Annotated in this window: 10 protein-coding genes; 5 read left to right on the top strand and 5 right to left on the bottom strand. The window is 75.2% G+C overall.

Annotated elements, in window-relative coordinates:
- Nucleotides 1-165 precede the first annotated feature (165 nt).
- Nucleotides 166-960 carry an SGNH/GDSL hydrolase family protein gene (locus ACZ3ZE_RS13960; protein ID WP_361627644.1) on the bottom strand — a complete coding sequence of 265 codons (795 nt, stop codon included), beginning with the start codon at nucleotides 958-960 and terminating at the stop codon, nucleotides 166-168.
- 123 nt (nucleotides 961-1,083) lie between these two features.
- Nucleotides 1,084-3,054 carry an APC family permease gene (locus ACZ3ZE_RS13955; protein WP_361178993.1) on the bottom strand — a complete coding sequence of 657 codons (1,971 nt, stop codon included), beginning with the start codon at nucleotides 3,052-3,054 and terminating at the stop codon, nucleotides 1,084-1,086.
- Nucleotides 3,055-3,278: 224 nt separating this feature from the next.
- Between ACZ3ZE_RS13955 and ACZ3ZE_RS13950 the strand changes: the two genes are divergently transcribed.
- Nucleotides 3,279-3,509 (top strand): hypothetical protein, encoded by a 231-nt coding sequence (locus ACZ3ZE_RS13950; protein WP_361178990.1) that lies wholly within the window; start codon nucleotides 3,279-3,281, stop codon nucleotides 3,507-3,509.
- A 131-nt stretch (nucleotides 3,510-3,640) separates the two neighbouring features.
- A complete protein-coding gene (locus tag ACZ3ZE_RS13945) occupies nucleotides 3,641-4,342 on the top strand; it encodes a VC0807 family protein (RefSeq protein ID WP_361178987.1) in 702 nt (233 codons plus the stop codon).
- Nucleotides 4,343-4,346: 4 nt separating this feature from the next.
- Here the strand turns inward: ACZ3ZE_RS13945 and ACZ3ZE_RS13940 are convergent, their stop codons facing one another.
- The gene (locus ACZ3ZE_RS13940; RefSeq protein ID WP_361178985.1) at nucleotides 4,347-5,831 is read right to left on the bottom strand and encodes an aminotransferase-like domain-containing protein; all 1,485 of its coding nucleotides are present in this window, start codon (nucleotides 5,829-5,831) and stop codon (nucleotides 4,347-4,349) included.
- A 119-nt stretch (nucleotides 5,832-5,950) separates the two neighbouring features.
- Between ACZ3ZE_RS13940 and ACZ3ZE_RS13935 the strand changes: the two genes are divergently transcribed.
- The 3 genes from ACZ3ZE_RS13935 to ACZ3ZE_RS13925 all read left to right on the top strand — a co-directional run bounded on the left by ACZ3ZE_RS13935 (nucleotide 5,951) and on the right by ACZ3ZE_RS13925 (nucleotide 11,307).
- Nucleotides 5,951-7,237: a Tm-1-like ATP-binding domain-containing protein gene (locus tag ACZ3ZE_RS13935; RefSeq protein WP_467259284.1), complete on the top strand. Its 1,287-nt coding sequence runs from the start codon at nucleotides 5,951-5,953 to the stop codon at nucleotides 7,235-7,237.
- Nucleotides 7,234-8,061, top strand: a complete 828-nt coding sequence (locus ACZ3ZE_RS13930) for a phosphoenolpyruvate hydrolase family protein (RefSeq protein ID WP_361178982.1) — start codon at nucleotides 7,234-7,236, stop codon at nucleotides 8,059-8,061. Before ACZ3ZE_RS13935 ends, ACZ3ZE_RS13930 begins: the two co-directional genes overlap by 4 nt.
- Nucleotides 8,062-8,139: 78 nt before the next feature.
- Nucleotides 8,140-11,307 carry a helix-turn-helix transcriptional regulator gene (locus tag ACZ3ZE_RS13925; protein WP_363292500.1) on the top strand — a complete coding sequence of 1,056 codons (3,168 nt, stop codon included), beginning with the start codon at nucleotides 8,140-8,142 and terminating at the stop codon, nucleotides 11,305-11,307.
- 215 nt (nucleotides 11,308-11,522) lie between these two features.
- On the opposite strand, the gene ACZ3ZE_RS13920 is transcribed toward ACZ3ZE_RS13925, so the two are convergent.
- Together ACZ3ZE_RS13920 and ACZ3ZE_RS13915 are read right to left on the bottom strand one after the other, a co-directional pair.
- Complete coding sequence (locus tag ACZ3ZE_RS13920; protein WP_467259135.1) at nucleotides 11,523-14,795, bottom strand: tetratricopeptide repeat protein; 3,273 nt, start codon at nucleotides 14,793-14,795, stop codon at nucleotides 11,523-11,525.
- Nucleotides 14,792-16,687, bottom strand: coding sequence for an HSP90 family protein (locus tag ACZ3ZE_RS13915; RefSeq protein WP_467259133.1), 1,896 nt, complete (start codon nucleotides 16,685-16,687; stop codon nucleotides 14,792-14,794). Before ACZ3ZE_RS13915 ends, ACZ3ZE_RS13920 begins: the two co-directional genes overlap by 4 nt.
- Nucleotides 16,688-16,754: the final 67 nt, after the last annotated feature.

The raw sequence follows: 16,754 nt of genomic DNA, 5'->3' as shown, positions 1-16,754 counted from the left end.
TCACCCGGACCGGAACCCTGGAGCGTCCCTGAGACGCACCCCTGAGACGCACCCCTGAGACGCACCCCTGAGACGCACGCCTGAGACGCACGCCTGACACGCACGCCTGACACGCACGCCTGAGGCGCGCCCCTGAGACGCCGATAGGGCCCACCCCCCTCGTGATCAGCCCCCGCCGACCGGCAGCAGCGCCGGGCGCTTCGCCGTGCGCCCGTCGCCGGACGAACGGCCGCGCAGCCGACGGGTCAGCCAGGGCGTCAGGAAGGACGCCACCCAGGCGACTTCGGCGAAGACCGCGCGCGGGCCGGTGGCCGGGCGGACGGTGGGCGTCGGGAGCGGGTGGGACCAGGAGCCGTCGCTGCCGGGGAGGCCGAGGGACTCGGCGACGGCGGCGGCGATCCGCTCGTGGCCGAGCGGCGACGCGTGGAGCCGGTCGGTGCTCCACAGGCGCGGGTCGGTGACGACCGGGTGGTGGCCGGTCTCGACGACGGTGACGCCGTGGGGGCGCGCGGCCTCCCGGATGCGGGCGTTCATCGCGGCGATGCGGGGCGCGACGGGGCGGGCCGCCGGGATCAGCCGGGTCAGGTCGGGGAAGGTCAGGGTCACCACCCGGGCGCCCTGGGCGGTGAGCGCGGCGAACATCGCCTCCAGCTGCCCGGCGACCTCGTCCGCGTCGAACCGCGGCCGCAGCAGGTCGTTCACCCCCGCCACCACACTCGCCAGGTCGGGGCGCAGCGCGAGCGCGGGCCCGAGCTGCTCCGCCCGTACCTGGCCGGCGAGGCGGCCCCGTACGGCCAGGTTGGCGTAGTGGAGGTCCGGGCTGTCCCGCGCGACCAGTCCGGCGAGCCGGTCGGCCCAGCCGCGCAGTCCCTGGTCGTCGTCTCCGTCCCCGACGCCTTCCGTCTGGCTGTCCCCTAGGGCGACGTACCGCAGGTACGGGGGGCCCGCCTGGACCGTCATGCGACCGACCGCCTTCTCTCGTTCGTGGGGTGGGCGCCCGTCGCCGACCGGCCACTCACCACCCATACCCGCGAATGCAGCTATTCGCTTTGTTGAGTATAGGGCTGGTGGGGACGCGCGGACTCAGCCCACGTGCACGCGCGGGCGGCGGGAGCGGTCCGGCTCCGCCTCGCGCAGGACCTCGCGGGTGACCGGGGCGACCTCGCCCTGGCCGAAGAGGAAGAAGCGCAGGAAGTTGGCGAAGGGGTTGCCCTCGGTCCACTCGAAGTAGATGTGCGGGCGGACGCCGGTCAGGTCGCGGGCGTGCAGGAGCAGCGCGCCGAGCGCGTTGGGGACGGAGGAGCTCTCCACCGTCAGGACGCGGTAGCGCTCGTGCAGGACCTCGCCCCGCACGGTCAGGCCGGACTCGAACTCGGAGGGGTCGGTGATGGTGACCTCGACGAAGACGAAGTCCTCGGTGGTGGGGAGGTCGTTGTCCGCGCGGATCTGCTCGATCTTCTCGCGGTACTCGGCCTTGTCGCGCCGGTCGGGCTCGTTGGCGATGAACCGGGGGGTGCGGTTGGCGATGTCGCGGATGAAGCGCTCGGCCAGGTCGTCCAGCTCGACGTGGGTGACGCGCAGCTCGAAGGCGCGGCCGAGACGGGAGAGGAGCGAGATGAGGATGATGCCGGCGATGAAGCAGGCGCCGATCTTCACGCCGTCGGGCCGCTCGATGACGTTCACGACGGTGGTGTAGAGGAAGACGGCCGAGATGACGCCGAAGCCGATCGTCCAGCCGCGCTGGCCCGCCTTGCGGGCCGCGATGGTCACCGCGATGGCCGCCGAGCAGATCAGCACGAGGACACCGGTCGCGTACGCGCCGCCCTGCGCGTCCACGTCCGCGTCGAAGATCCAGGTGACGAGGAAGGCGACCAGGATGAAGACGATCACCATGGGGCGCACGGCGCGGGCCCAGTGCGGGGCCATGCCGTAGCGGGGGAGGTAGCGGGGCATCAGGTTGAGCAGTCCGGCCATCGCGGAGGCACCCGCGAACCAGAGGATCGCGATCGTGGCGACGTCGTAGACGGTGCCGAAGGTGTTGCCCAGGTACTCGTGGGCGAGGTAGGCGAGCGCGCGGCCGTTGGCCTGGCCGCCCGACTCGAACTCCTTCTGCGGGATGAGGACCGTGGTGATGAAGCTGGTCGAGATCAGGAACACGCTCATGATGAGCGCGGCGGTCGTCAGCAGCTTCTTCGTGTCGCGGATCCGGCCGGCCGGCTTCTCCTCGGTGTCGTCCGGGTCGCCCTTGACGTGCGGCATGACGGCCACGCCGGTCTCGAAGCCGGAGAGACCCAGCGCCAGTTTGGGGAAGACGAGAAGGGCGACGCCGATCATCACGAAGACGTTGCCGTGTTCCTGGGTCAGCGCGGTGGTCCAGTCGGTGACGACGTGGCCCTCGGTCAGGACGTGCCACAGGCCCGTCACGACGACCACCACGTTGAGCGACAGATAGATCCCGACGAGCGCGACCGCGACGCCGATGGCCTCCAGGAAGCCCTTGAGGAAGACCGCGCCGAGCAGGGCGACCAGCACCAGGGTGATCAGCAGCTGCTTGTCGTGCAGGGCCTCGGACAGATGCGGGTTCTCGACCAGGTGGGTCGAGGCGTCGGCGGCCGAGAGGGTGATGGTGATGAGGAAGTCGGTCGCCGCGAAGCCGAGCAGCGTGAGGACGAACAGCTTGCCCTTCCAGAAGGAGAGCAGGCGTTCCAGCATCGCGATCGACCCCTCGCCCCGGTGGCTCTCCTCGGCCACCCGCCGGTAGACCGGCAGGGCGCCCACGAGCGTCACGACGACGAGCACGACGGTGGCGACGGGGGAGAGCAGTCCGGCCGCGAGGGCGGCGATGCCCGGCTGGTAGCCGAGTGTCGAGAAATAGTCGACACCGGTCAGACACATGACCCGCCACCAGGGCTGCCCCTTGTGGTCCGGCCCGGACTCGGGCGCGGCCTTTTCCGGCTGTTCCGGGACGGTGGTCCGCCCCTTGCCCATGTCGGACAGGCCTTCCAGCATCCAGGCGCGCAGGCGACCGGTACGGGCGGTGGAGGACGTGGGCATCGAGGGGCTCCTGCTGTCCGGGCGGAGGACTGGTCGGTTTTCGGCCATCGATCGGACGGCGGCCGAGTCAGCGTACGCAAGGGACATGGAGCGAACCCGGCGCCGGGCGTCAGGAACCCGTCAAGATCCCCCCTGCGGCCGTCGCGTGGGTCACATACGGCGCAGCGCGGGGCGTGGACGCGCCACAGGTAGCCTGACGCGCACCGGACAAGGGGGAGACGGGCATGGACGACGAGCACGAGCCGGTGTTCAAGCGCAGCCGGTACGGATGGCGTTACGAGTACAACCCGCGCAACCCGGTCGGACTCGTCCTCATCCTCGTCACCCTCGCCTTCGTCGGCGTGATGATGCTCCTCATGGCCAACCGCGCCGGACCCTTCGCGCCCCCGGCCGGCCCGACCTGGAGCCCGCCCGCCGAGGAGTGGCCGCACCCGACGCCCTCCGTCACGCCGTAGCCCGCCGGGACGGCGCCTCCGGCACCGAAGACTTGAAGATCATTTGGGGAGCGGTTGCCTTGTCCGCCCTCTCGGTGGCGTCCTACGGTGCGGTAACCGCACTGATCAGGCCATTTCATCCAGGGGGAACCATGTCCGCAGCAGAGGCGCGCCCAGCCGCGCCCGCACGCTCCGGGGCCGCGACAGCCATCGGCTGGACGCTCACCATCGGACTCAACGTCGTCGCACCCGTCCTCACCTTCGGGGCGCTCCAGGACCGTGGCTGGAGCGACTTCGCCGCGCTGCTCGTCAGCGGCGTCTGGCCGGTCCTCGACACCGTCGTCCATCTCGTCTGGCACCGGAAGATGGACGAGTTCGCCGTCGTCACCCTCTTCTTCCTCGCCCTCACCGCCGTCGTCTCGCTCGTCGGCACCCACTCGGCACGGGCCCTGCTCGTCAAGGACTCCGCCGTCACCGGCCTCTTCGGCGTGCTGTGCCTGGTCACGCTGCTCGCGCCCAAGCCCCTGATGTTCTACTTCGGGCGCCGCTTCTCCACCGACGGCACCGCCGAGAGCCACGCCTGGTGGAACGGCCTCTGGCAGTTCGAGGGCTTCCGCACCGTCATGCGCCGCATGACGATCGTCTGGGGCGTCGCCTACCTCGTCGAGGCCGCCGCCCGCGTCGGCCTCTCGTACACCCTCTCCGTCGAGGCGATGCTCGTCGCCAGCCCGGTCCTCGTCTACGGCACCCTCGGCCTGCTCGTCCTGTGGACCATCCGCACCGCCAAGCGCGGCCGCGCCGAGGGCGCGGCCAGGGCCGAAGCCGCCGCACGCGCCGCAGGGGCAGAGGCCTGACCCGTCACACCCCACCAGGGCAGGGCGGTTCCGTGCCTCGGCGCACGGGGCCGCCCGCGCCCGCCCCGCTCCGGGCCGCGCAGTCCAGCAGCGTCGGCAGCGCCGCCGCCAGCGCCTCCACCCCGTGCGCGTACGGCAGCCGCAGCCGGTCGCGGAAACCGTCCACCGGCGAGAACGCCGAACCCGGCACCACCGACACACCACGCCGCCGCGCCAGTTGGGCCATCGCCTCCGTGTCGGCACCCGGCACCCGCACCCACAGCGCCGGGCCGCCCGCAGGCCGCGTCCACTCCCACCCCGGCGCCTGCGCGCGCAGCAGCTCCTCCGCCGCCGCGAGCCGCTCCCGCAGCAGCGCGCGCCGCCGCGCCCGCGCCCCCGGCAGCCCCGCGAGCAGCCGGACCGCCACCAGCTGGTCCACCACCGAGCACGACAGGTCCACCGAGGTCTTGATCTTCGCGAGCCGGGCCACCACCTGCGGCGAGGACCGAACCCAGCCCACCCGCAGCCCGCCCCAGAACAGCTTCGACAAGGTGCCCACCGTCACCGTCGACCCGCTCGGCAGCCCCGCCACCAGCGGCACCGCCGCCTCGTCCCCGTCCAGCGACAGCTCCGCGCACGCCGTGTCCTCGACCGTGAACAGGCCCAGCTCCCCGAGCACCCCGCGCCACGCCCGGCGCGCCGCCTCGTCCATGCTCCGCCCCGTCGGATTGTGCGCGGTCGGCTGCAGATAGACGAGCCGCGGCCGCACCGACCCGCACAGCCGCCGCAGCCGCGCCGCGCCCGCACCGTCCGCCCCGGCCGTTCCGGCCGTTCCGTCGTCGGACACCGGGACCAGCCGCGCCCCGCGCGCCCGCAGCGCCTCCAGGGCGCCCCGGTACGTCGGGTCCTCCACCACCACCGTGTCGCCCGGGTCCACCAGCGCCTGCGCCACCAGCCACACCGCCTGCTGCGAGCCCGCCGTCACCAGGATCTCCTCCGCGTCCGTCGGCACGCCCGCCGCCCGGTAGTACGCGGCGACCCCCTCCCGCAGCTCCGGCAGCCCGTACGGGTGGTAGCCGTCGGCCCCGAGGAGCGCCGCCACGTCCCCGGCCGTCAGCGCCCCCACCGCCTCCGCCACGTCACCGAGCCCCGGCAGCGCCCCGCTCGACAGATCGGCCGTCCCCGCGCGGGCGTCGAAACTGGCGAGCCGCCCCTCCATGGGGTGCCGGTCGAGCACCCCGGAGCCGCGCAGCCGCGAACCGCTGCCCCGCACGCTCTCCAGCCGCCCCTCGCCCTCCAGGAATCCGTACGCCGCCGTCACCGTGGACCGGCTGACCCCCAGCACCAGCGCCAGCTCCCGCTGCGAGGGCAGCACCGTGCCCGCCGGCACGTCCCCCCGCTCCGCGAGCTCCCGCAGCGCGTCCGCGAGCCGCCGCGGCAGCGGCCCCGGCCCCTCCGACGCCCAGCCGGTCAGCAGTCGGGACAATCGCGTGGAGGGGATTCTGGCCATGCGTCCCATCTTGGCCACCGGGCGTCCCCGCAGGCCAATCGGTCCCGAGTGGTCGTTGCCGCGACCGGGCCCCGGACCGAGGATCGGTGACACCGCCACAGAAAGGGAGCGTGAGGGCATTGGCCACGGTGGTGCTGGTCGGGACACTCGACACCAAGGGGGAGGAGTACGCGTGGCTGCGGGAGCGGCTGCGCGAGTACGGGGCCGACGTCCTCCTCGTCGACACCGGCGTGCTGCCGCCGCCCGCCCACATCCCCGTCCCCGACATCCCCGCCGAGCTCGTCGCCCGCGCCGGCGGCCACGAGCTGGAGGCCCTGCGCGCCGCGGGCGACCGGGCAGCCGCGGTCGCCGCGATGGCCGACGGCCTCACCCGTGTCGTCCTCGACCTGCACCGGAGCGGCCGCGCCCACGCCGTGCTCGCCGCGGCCGGCAGCGGCGGCTCCTCCATCGCCGCCCAGGCCATGCGCGCCCTGCCCATCGGCGTGCCGAAGATCCTGGTCAGCACCATGGCGGGCGGCGACGTCTCGCCGTACGTCGACAGCAGCGACCTCACGATGATGTACAGCGTCGTCGACATCGCCGGCCTCAACTCCGTCTCCCGGCAGGTCCTCGGCAACGCCGCCGCGGCCGCCGCCGGCATGGCCCGGCGCCACGAACGCAACCAGGACCGGTCCGCGGGACGCGGCCGGAAGGTCGTCGCCGCCACCATGTTCGGCGTCACCACGCCCGCCGTGGACACCGCCCGCGCCCGGCTCGCCGAACACGGCTACGAGGTCCTCGTCTTCCACGCCACCGGCGCGGGCGGCCGCGCCGTCGAGAAACTGGCCCGCGACGGCCTGCTCGACGGCGTCCTCGACCTCACCACCACCGAACTCGCCGACGAACTCGTCGGCGGGGTGCTCAGCGCCGGACCGCGCCGCCTGACCGCCGCCGGCGCCGCCGGAATCCCCCAGGTCGTCGCCCCCGGCGCCCTCGACATGGTCAACTTCGGGCCCGAGGCGAGCGTCCCCGAGCGCTTCGCCGGACGCCGGCTCCTCGTCCACAACGCGACCGTCACCCTGATGCGGACCACCGGCGCCGAGATGGCCGAACTCGGCTCCGCCATCGGGCGCAAGCTGGCCGCCGCCCGCGGCCCCGCCGAGGTGTTCTGGCCGCGCCGAGGGGTCTCCGCCGTCGACGTGGCGGGCGGCCCGTTCGCCGACCCGGACGCCGACGCCGCCGGACTCCACGCCCTGCGCCGCGCCGTCGCCGGCAGCGGCGTGCGCATCCACGAGCTCGACGCCCACGTCAACGACGCCTCGTTCGCCGTCGCCATGGCCGACCGGCTGCACCAGCTCATCGGCGCCCACCCGGCCCCGGCCCCGGCCATGGCCGCCGCCCCCGCCGCGCCCCGGAGGACCTCATGAACCGTCAGGACGTACTCGCCCGGCTCCGCGCCCAGGTCGCCCAGGGCCGGCCCATCGTCGGCGCGGGCGCGGGCACCGGACTCTCCGCCAAGTGCGCCGAGGCCGGCGGCGTCGACCTGCTCATCATCTACAACTCCGGCCGCTACCGGATGGCCGGCCGCGGCTCCCTCGCCGGACTGCTCCCCTACGGCGACGCCAACGCCATCGTCAAGGACATGGCCCGCGAGGTCCTGCCCGTCGTCCGTGACACCCCCGTCCTCGCCGGGGTGTGCGGCACGGACCCCTTCCGCCGCATGGACCTCTTCCTGGACGAGCTGAAGGCGATGGGCTTCGCCGGGGTCCAGAACTTCCCCACCGTCGGCCTCTACGACGGCACCTTCCGGGTCAACCTGGAGGAGACCGGCATGGGCTACGGCCTGGAGGTCGACATGGTCCGCGCTGCCCACGAACGCGACCTGCTCACCGCGCCGTACGTCTTCGACCCCGAGCAGGCCGCCGACATGACCCGGGCCGGGGCCGACATCCTCGTCCCGCACGTGGGCCTCACCACGAAGGGCGCCATCGGCGCCGGGACGGCCCTCACCCTGGAGGGCGCGGCGGCGGCCGTACAGGAGATGCACGATGCCGCCAAACGGGTGAGGTCCGATGTCCTCGTGCTCTGCCACGGCGGCCCCATCGCCGAACCCGAGGACGCCGCCTACGTCCTGGCGCACACCACCGGAGTCGTCGGCTTCTTCGGCGCCTCCTCGGTCGAGCGGCTGCCCACCGAGCGGGCCATCACCGAGCAGACGAGGGCCTTCAAGGCGCTGTCGCCCGGCCACTGATCCCGGGGGCGACGGCACGGTTGTCAGTGGCGTGCCGTACAACGGGTGACGGGGAACGAAGTCCGTGGGGGACTGGTCATGAACACAAGCACAGGGGAGGGGAGCGTCGACCGCGCTCCCTTCGCCGGACGGCGAGCCGAACTCGCCCGTCTGGAATCGCTGCTGCGGTCACCGGGGCGCCGCGGGGCCGACGCCCCGAAGGCCGTCGACATCACGGGCGAGCCCGGCGTCGGCAAGAGCCGCCTCCTCACCGAGCTCGCCGCCCGCGCCCGCCGGGCCGGCGTCACCGTCCTGCACGGCCGGGCATCGGACCGGGAGCGGCCCCTGCCCTTCGAGGTGTTCGCCGACGCCTTCGCGGACCTCCGAGCGACCGGCGGGGAGCCCCGCCCCACCGGCGCCCCCGACACCGCCGACCCGGCGGACGCGGTACGGGTCGCCTGCGGCGCCGGACGCTTCCCGCCACCAGGGAGCACACCGGTCCGGCCGCCGCGCCGCACGGTCCGGCCGGCCACCCGGGCACCGTGGACGGTTCCCGACTTCCCGCCGGACACCGGCACCGGACCCACCCGGCAGCCGGGCAGCGGCCCGCACGCGACGGGACCGGGGGCGCCCGGGGGCGCCGGGCCCTGGGCCGACCCCGACGGGCAGGGCTGGGCCACCCCGTCCGGGCATCATCTGCTCGGCGCGCCGCCGCAGGTCTGGCCGGAGCCGTACGGACTCTTCCGGCGGACCGCGGAAGCCCTCGCCAAGGTCGCCGAGCCCGCCCTGCTCCTCGTCCTCGACGACGTGCACCGCGCCGACCCCGAATCGCTCGACCTCCTCGACCACCTGCTGCGCCACCCCGTGGCCGCGCCCGTGCTCGTCGTGACGGCCCGCCGCGAGCAGCGGACCCCGCCCGCCCTCGCCGCCGCCCTCGCCCGGGGCGCCGAGAGCGGCATCCTCACCAGGATCGCGCTCGGCCCCCTCGGCGAGACGGAGTGCGCCGAGCGGCTCGCCCCCGGACTGCCCCGCGACCGTGTCGCCGAACTGCATGCGGCCAGCGGCGGCAACCCCGCCTACTTCCTGGCCCTCGCGGGCGGCCGGGGCAGCGGCGGCGCGCGCGCCGTGCTCTTCGACGAACTGGCATCGCTCGCCCCCCCGGCACGCGCCGTCGTCGACGCCGTCGCCCTCCTCGGCGACGAGGCCCGCACCGACCTCCTGCCCGCCGTCACCGGCGCCACCCGCGACGAACTCGTCCAGGCCGTACGGGAACTGGTGCGGCTCGACCTCCTGCGCCCGCACCCCGACGGGCACACCCTGGAACTGCGGCACCCGGCCCTCGCCCGGCTGGTGCGCCGCGCCATGGATCCCCTGCGCCGCCGCGAGTACCACCGCCGGGCGGCCGAAGGCCTCGCGGGCGCGGGCGCGCCCGCCACCGCGCGCGCCGCGCACATCGAGCGCTATCTGACGCGCTGGGAGCCCGCCGCGGCCGCCGCCCTGGTGCGGGCCGCCGAGCTGACCGAGGCCACCGACCCGGCGCTCACCGCCCGCCGCCTGGCCGCCGTCCTCGACGTCCTGCCCGACGCCCCCGAACACCGCCAGGCCCGCGTGGAGCTGAAACTGCGCCGGGCCCGCGCGCTCGGCCACGCCGGCCGGGTCGAGGAGAGCCGGGACCTGCTGCACCGGCTCCTCGCCCTGTGCCGCGAGGAGGGAGCCGGCCGCCGCACCGGCGCCCGGTGCCCCGCGACCGCCGGCGAGGAGGAGCCCCGCAGCGCCGCCGTGCTCCTGTGCGCCTTCATGGAACGGCACCTGGGCCGCTACCGCGAGGCCGACGCCCTGATCCGCCGCGAACTGCGGCGCGGCCCCGGCCCCCGCCCCTCGCTCCGCCTCCGGCTCGTCGTCGAATGGGGCTGCCGCGCCCTCTTCGAGGCCCGCTTCCCCGAGGTCCGCGCCGAACTCGCCGCCGTCCTCACCGACGCCCGCGCGCGCGGGGACGAGCCCGGCACCCTCGGGGCGCTCACCCTCGGCGCCCTCGGCGAGGCCTATGAGGGGGAGACGGCCGCCGCCCGCGCCCACGCGGACGAGGCCGCCGCGCTCGTCGACGCCCTGACCGACGGCGAACTCACCCCGTGCTGCGAGGCCCTGGTCCGGCTCGGCTGGAGCGAACTCTTCCTCGACGACCCCGCCGCAGCCGAACGCCACACCACCCGGGGCATCGCCCTCGCCCGTCGCGCGGGACGCCCCTTCGCCCTCTCCCACATGCTCCTGTGCGCCGCGTACGTGCAGTCCCTCACCGGCCGCGTCGACACCTCCCTCGGCCTCGCCGACGAGGCGCTGGCCCTCGCCCACACCCTCGGCGGCGCCGAGGTCGTCGGCTTCAGCCGCGCCATCAGAGCCACGATCGTGCTCCAGGCCAGGCCCCTCGGCGACCCCGAGGCCCTCGCCGCCGCCGAGGAGGCCGCCGCCACCGTCGGCACCGCCGGCGGCTGGTGGGGCACCCTCGCCCGCAGCCTGCTCGCCCACGCGATCCCCGTCGCCACGGACCCGTACCGGGTACGGGACGTCCTGCTCACCGCCGGCGACGGCCCCGCCCTGCCCCGGATCCAGCCCTCCGTACGCCCCGGCTTCCTCGAACTCCTCGCCACCGCCTCGCTCCACACCGGCGACCTCCCCGGCGCCCACCACGCGGCCCGGCGCGCCGAGACCGAGGCCGACCGCCTGGACCTGCCCGGCCAGCGGGCCGCCGCCCTGCGGGCCCGCGCCCGGCTGCGCCTCCACAACGGCGAACAGGCCGCGGCGGCGGCGCTGTTCGCCCGGTCGGCGCACGAGTACGCCCGCGCGGGCCTCGGCCTCCGCGAGGCCCACACCCTGCTGCTCGGCGCCCCCGTCGCCCGGGCCGCCGGGGACCCGGCCGAGGCCGCCGCGATGTGGCGCCGGGCCCGGAGCCTGGCCACCGCCGGAGGTGCCCGCCTGCTCACCGACCTCGCCGACCGCACCCGCACCGCGGCCCTGGGCCCCGAGCCCCCCGCACCCGGCACGACCCGGCCGGGCACCACGGCGGACGCGGAAGGTCCCCTCGCCACCCTCACCCCGCGCGAGCGCGAGATCTCCGCCCTCGTCGCCGAAGGCCTCACCAACCAGGCGGTCGCCGACCGCCTCGGCCTCAGCCCCCGCACGGTCGAGAGCCACGTGGCCCGGGTCTACCGCAAGACCGGCGTGGTGACCCGAGCCGGCCTCGCCTCCCTCGTGGCCCGGACGACGGGCTGACCCTGGCCGGGGCGGCTCAGGGGACGGCTCCGCTAGGGCCTGTCGTCACACTCCCGTCTGCCCCGCGACGCCTGGCACGCGCTCTCGCCGCACCGGGCGAAAGCCCAAGTACGGTCCAGTACGAGGGCTTCCACCCGGCACACCGAGAGCACGCACCAGACGCCGCGGGGCCGCCCTTCGGGCAACGACGGGAGTGTGACGACAGGCCCTACGGGTCAGAAGGAGTCCGGCGTGCCGAGCAGCGCCTCGCACTCGGCGGCGACCACGGACAGCGTGCCGTCCGGATCGGGCAGGTCCTGCACCCCGGCGTGGACCCGCCGGGCCCGCCCGTTGGCCGCGCCCGCCCGCCCGAGCCCCCACTCCAGCCGTACGGCGAGGAGTTCGCAGAGCCACAGGTCGGAGCGGGCGGGCTCGCCACAGGTCCGCAGGGCCGCGATGGCCCGCTCCGCCTGGCCGAGCGCCCGCTCGAAGAGGGCGGCGAGCTCGGCGTACCGCTCGGCCGAGTCGACCTCCTCGAACGGCGCCGCCTCCGCCGTCTCCACCAGGAGATGCGCGAACTGCTGGTGCGTGTGCCCCAGTTCCGCCGTCCCGCGCGCCCGCTCCTCGCCCGTCCCGGCCAGCGCGAGCGCCCGCTCGTTCTCCCGCAGCGCCTCCGCCATGACGACCTCGCCCTCGGCCGGCCCCCACACCTTCAGCGCCTCCCAGGCCCGGCCCCGCAGCGCGCGCACCGCCCCGATCCGGTCCCCGAGCGCCCGCCACAGGTCGGCCGCATGCTCGTAGGCGCGGGCCGACTCCTCGGGCAGACCGGCCGCCGCCAGCGCCTCGGCCGCCTGCTGCGAGAGGGCCGCGTGATGGTGCCGGTCCGCCCAGTCCCGGGTCCCCGCGGCGGCCAGCGCGTACTGCTCGGCGGCCTGCCGAGGCTCGCCGAGACCCGTCGCCGCGTGCGCCAGCCACACCCGGGCCTGGACCAGATCCGCCGGGTCGTGCCCGACGGACAGCTCCGGCAGCACCGCCTCCAGGGTGGCGGCGGCCTCGTGGAACCGCCCGAGCGCGCAGTAGTGCCCGCCGAGCCGCAGCCGCACCAGGGCGCCCAGACCGGCGCCCTCCCCGGCGGACCCGGCGAAGAGATCGGCGTCCAGGAGCAGCGCCTCCGCCTCGGGCCCGGGACCCTCCAGACCGGTCACCGCCTGGGCGAGCGCCAGACAGAACCGGGCCCGGTCACCCGGACCGAGCAGCTCCACCCGCGCGCTGTCGCCGAGGACACCGCGCGCCACGGCCGCCGCCCGCTCGTGGTCCTCCACCGCCGACAGCAGGCTCACGAGCAGCAGTTCGCCGGGCGTGGCGAGCCAGGGCCGGCCTGCCTCGTGATGGTCGGTCACCGCGGCTGTCACGAGCCGCACGGCGGCCCGAGGATCCTCCGGCGCGGTGATCCGCGCGAGCAGTTCGACGGCGGACGCGATCCGGCTCAGTAACTCCGGGTCCTGCCGCCGGTCCCGCCCCACCCGCGCCTCCTCGGCGAAGGCCAGCAGCCGATGGATCTCCTCCCGAGCCCGAGCGACATCGGGGACGGCCGGACCGCCGACCGGTATGCCGACCGACGGTGCGCCACCCCCCGGTACAGCGTCCACCGGTACACCGTCCACCGGTGCGCCGCCCCCCGGTACCCCGCCCACCGAGCCCGGCTTCGTGCCCCCCGCGCCCCCGACCGGCGTCTCGACCAGCCCCTCGGTCACCCCGCAACCCGCCGCACCAGCCTCCACGCCGGCCCCGATGCCAGTCCCCACGCCGGCCTCGATACGAGCCCCCACACCCGCCGGTACGAGCGCGGCCCCCAGCCCCGCCACCAGCGCACGGCAGCGCAGCAGGAGCACCGTGACCGTCTCGGCTGCGGTGGCCCGCCCGGCCGCGTGCAGCGCTCCGGCCCGTACGCACAAGGCGTCGAGCCCGTCCGCCGGGGCGTCCGGCGTGACGATCAGCGCACGGGCCCGCGACACCAGGGCCCGCCCGTCGCGCCGGGCTCGTACGTGCAGGTCCGCCGCGCGCGTGAACAGCGCCGCCGCTTCGGGGCCGCCCGCGGAGGAGCGCTGGAGGTCGAGGGCTTCGGCGTCCAGGGCGTCGGCGGCGTCGGCGGGGGCGAGCGTGTCGCCGCGGGCCTCGACGGCGGCCCGGGCGCGGTCCCAGGCCGCCCTGGCCGACGGGTGGCCGCCGGCCGTCAACGCCCGTGCACGGACGACGAGTTCCTCGGAACTCTCCACGGAACCGGCCGCACCCACACCTGCACCCGCAGCCGCTGCGTACCCGTCCTCCCGGTCGCCTCCCGCAGCCGTGTCGTGCGACGCGGCGATCTCGATCTCGACCACCCCGTCACCGGTCCGCCGCTCCCCGCCCCACCCCAGTGCCAGGGCGTCGAGCAGGGGTTCCGCCGTCATCCGGGCCCGTACCCGCGCGGACGTGAGGGAGTTGCCGTTGCGGGCGTCGAAGCGGGCCGCCTGGGCGAGGGCCTCCTGGGCCGCGTACGCGTGGAGCGAGGCCGCCGTCCACTCCGTGCCGGCGGGCCCGGGCACCGGGCGCTCGCCCTGGCCGAGGGCGACGAGCCGGCCCGTGAGCAGGGCCGCGCAGGTCAGCCACTGGAGGTAGGGGCCGATGTCGCCGCGCAGGCCCCAGCGGGCGGACTGTTCGGCGAGGATCTCCAGGCCGCGCGGCTCGTTCCCGGTCAGCGCGCAGAACTCGATGTGCGCGGCGACGGAGCCGGTGAGCCCGGCCTCGGCACGGGCCATGCGGTAGCCGCGCAGGTGGTGGGCGCGGGCCTCGTCGAGCCGCCCGAGGCGCACGAGGGGGAGCAGGGAGAGCGCGAGGACGGCGTGCGGCTCGTGCATGCAGCCCGCGCGCCCGTCGAGCACCGGCCGCCACACGTCGAGGGCGCGGGCGTCCTCGCCCCGCTCGGTCTCCCACCGGCCGCGTTCGTGCAGTTCGCAGGCGGGGCAGTCGGCCATCTCGTCGCGTTCGGAGGCGAGCATCGCGGCCAGCGCGCGCTCGGCACGCGGCAGGTCCCCGAGGTGCCGGGCGACCTCGAACTCCCGGGAGTGGACGCCACGTTCGGAGTGTCCGGCGAGCCGGTAGCGGTGCCGCATCTCGGTGAGCCACCGCTCGATGGAGTCGAGGGGGATGCCGGGCTGGTCGAGCGCGTTGCCGCTGACCCACTTGAACATCCAGAACAGCTCGTGGGTGTCGTCCTCGTCGAAGTCGCCCGGGTTCTGGTCCCACATCCGCAGCAGCCGCGCGAACGGCACGAACATCTTGTCGCCCTCGGCGCTGGAGGTGTACGCGACGGTGAGTTCCGTGAGGGCCTCCACGAGCAGCGGGCGGTCGCCGGTCGCCTCCGCCTCGGCGACCAGCCGCTCGGCGCGGGCGGTGCGGGCGGAGCCGTACGGTTCCTCGCTGTTGCGGTAGACGTCGGTGCGGATCTCGTCGAGCGAGCGGCGGCTCATCGGTGTTCTCCGGAGGGGCGGTCGGGGGCCGGGTCCGCCGTACGGGCCGTCCCGCCGGGACCCGGCCGCACGGACCGTTCGAGGAGGCCGAGGAAGGTGCGGTTGAGGAGGGCGTTGTCGGCGGGGCGGAGGGGGCGTTGGGCCATGAGGAGGGCTTGTCCGTAGAGGGCTTCTACGGCGGTCGCGGTGAGCTGGGGTTCGTCGAGGGCGGCGATGCGGCGGACGAGGGGGCTCTGGTGGTTGAGGACGAGGCGGGCGCGGGGTGCGCTGCCGCGCAGGGAGCCGAGGATGCCGGCCCACAGGTCGTCGGCCTCGCCCTCCGCCTCCGCCCGCGCCTGTTCGTGCCGTCCCTCGCGGGCGTCGAGCAGCAGGGCGGGCAGGGTGAGCGGCCGGTAGGCGCGCAGGGTGACGTCGCAGTCGAGCGCGTCGAGGGTCGTCCGGGCGACGGCGAGGAAAGCGGTGAGGGCGCGCTCGGCGTCGGGGGCGACGGTGTCCAGGCGGTCGGTGACGGTGTCGGCGTCGAGTTCGGCCACGACGGTCCCCGGGAGCACCGACGGCAGCCGCTCCACGAGCGCGCTGTCGTAGGTGTATCCGCCGTTGACGACGCCGATGCCCTGGGCGGCGGCGATGGCGGCGACCTGGCGGAACTCCTCGACGGTGCGGGTGAAGTGGACGACGGGGTGGCGGCGGGCGAACTCGTCGAGGGAGAGGCGGCCGTCGGTGGTCTCGAACGGCAGCCACGGCAGCATCGCCGCCAGGATCCCGTCGTCGTGCCGCGCCAGCGACTTCACCCCGAGGTGGTGGACCGCGAGGAGGCGGCGCAGGCGCTCCGGATCGCTGGCCGCGAGCTCCGCCAGCCAGTCGCGGACGGCCCCGCCGAGGGCCTCGCGCACGCCTTCCAGCGTCTCGTCCTCGTACAGGGCCTCGCGCGACGCGGTGGGGCGCAGGGTGTCGGTGTCCAGGACGCAGCGGACGAAGAACGCCCAGTCGGGCAGCAGCCCGTCGGCCTTCTCGGTGAGCAGCATGCCCTTGAGGTGGACCCGGTGGCCCGCGCGGTGGGCCGGGCTGACCTGCGACGGCAGCACGTAGGCGAGGCCGCGCAGCCCGGCCAGGGGCACGTCGAGCTCGATGACGTCGAGCGGAGTGAAGCCCAGGGTCTCGCGGCAGTGCCCGGCCAGCGCGGTGCCGCGCTCCTCGGCGCTCGCGAAGGCGCGGTCCCAGACGGCCGGTGTGTCGGTGACGGGCTCGTCGCCGACGTGGATGGGGTGGGGGAGGAGGGTGCCGTAGTGGCGGGCGAGGGTGAGGGCGCGGTCGTGGGTGAGCCAGTCGGTGGTGCCGGGGCGGGCGGTGAGGTGGACGGTGGTGCCGGGTTCGGGGTGTTGGGTGGGGTCGAGGGTGGTGACGGTGTAGGAGCCGTCGTCGTGGGCGCGCCATTCGACGGGGGGTGCGTCGGGGGTGCGGGCGGAGCGGGAGACGACGCGGATCTCGGCGGCGACGACGAAGCAGGCGAGGAGTCCGATGCCGAACTGGCCGAGGAAGTCGGCGCGGGCGGTTTCGAGTCCGTGGGTGGTGTCGAGGCCGTGGGTGGTGTCGCGTTTGGAGCTGCGGCCGATGGTGGCGAGGAGGGTGTGGACGTCGGTCTCGGTGAGGCCGATGCCGGTGTCGGTGATGCGCAGGGTGGTGCCGTCGGCGTGGATCTGGACCCGGGCGGGTGCCCGGGGGTCGAGGGCGCGTCGGGCGGTGAGGGCGTCCACGGCGTTCTGGAGGAGTTCGCGCAGGTAGACCCGGGGACTGGAGTAGAGGTGGTGGGAGAGCAGATCCACCAGGCCACGCAGATCGACCTGGAACATGTGGGGCTTGTGGGGGGCGATCTCGGGTTCCTCGGAGTCCATGGGTGCGCATACGGTCCATGGATGCGCATACATCGTGGGCGTTTGCGCAGACTCTTTCAGAACGGCA

Source organism: Streptomyces sp. NPDC023157 (genome assembly GCF_055560575.1).
This window is presented reverse-complemented; position numbering and strand designations above follow the sequence as displayed.

Bases quoted from the DNA above. Each gene is read 5' to 3' on its own strand.
- ACZ3ZE_RS13960 (WP_361627644.1), bottom strand. From the start codon at position 960: ATGACGGTCCAGGCGGGCCCCCCGTACCTGCGGTACGTCGCCCTAGGG.
- ACZ3ZE_RS13955 (WP_361178993.1), bottom strand. From the start codon at position 3,054: ATGCCCACGTCCTCCACCGCCCGTACCGGTCGCCTGCGCGCCTGGATG.
- ACZ3ZE_RS13950 (WP_361178990.1), top strand. From the start codon at position 3,279: ATGGACGACGAGCACGAGCCGGTGTTCAAGCGCAGCCGGTACGGATGG.
- ACZ3ZE_RS13945 (WP_361178987.1), top strand. From the start codon at position 3,641: ATGTCCGCAGCAGAGGCGCGCCCAGCCGCGCCCGCACGCTCCGGGGCC.
- ACZ3ZE_RS13940 (WP_361178985.1), bottom strand. From the start codon at position 5,831: ATGGCCAGAATCCCCTCCACGCGATTGTCCCGACTGCTGACCGGCTGG.
- ACZ3ZE_RS13930 (WP_361178982.1), top strand. From the start codon at position 7,234: ATGAACCGTCAGGACGTACTCGCCCGGCTCCGCGCCCAGGTCGCCCAG.
- ACZ3ZE_RS13925 (WP_363292500.1), top strand. From the start codon at position 8,140: ATGAACACAAGCACAGGGGAGGGGAGCGTCGACCGCGCTCCCTTCGCC.
- ACZ3ZE_RS13920 (WP_467259135.1), bottom strand. From the start codon at position 14,795: ATGAGCCGCCGCTCGCTCGACGAGATCCGCACCGACGTCTACCGCAAC.
- ACZ3ZE_RS13915 (WP_467259133.1), bottom strand. From the start codon at position 16,687: ATGGACTCCGAGGAACCCGAGATCGCCCCCCACAAGCCCCACATGTTC.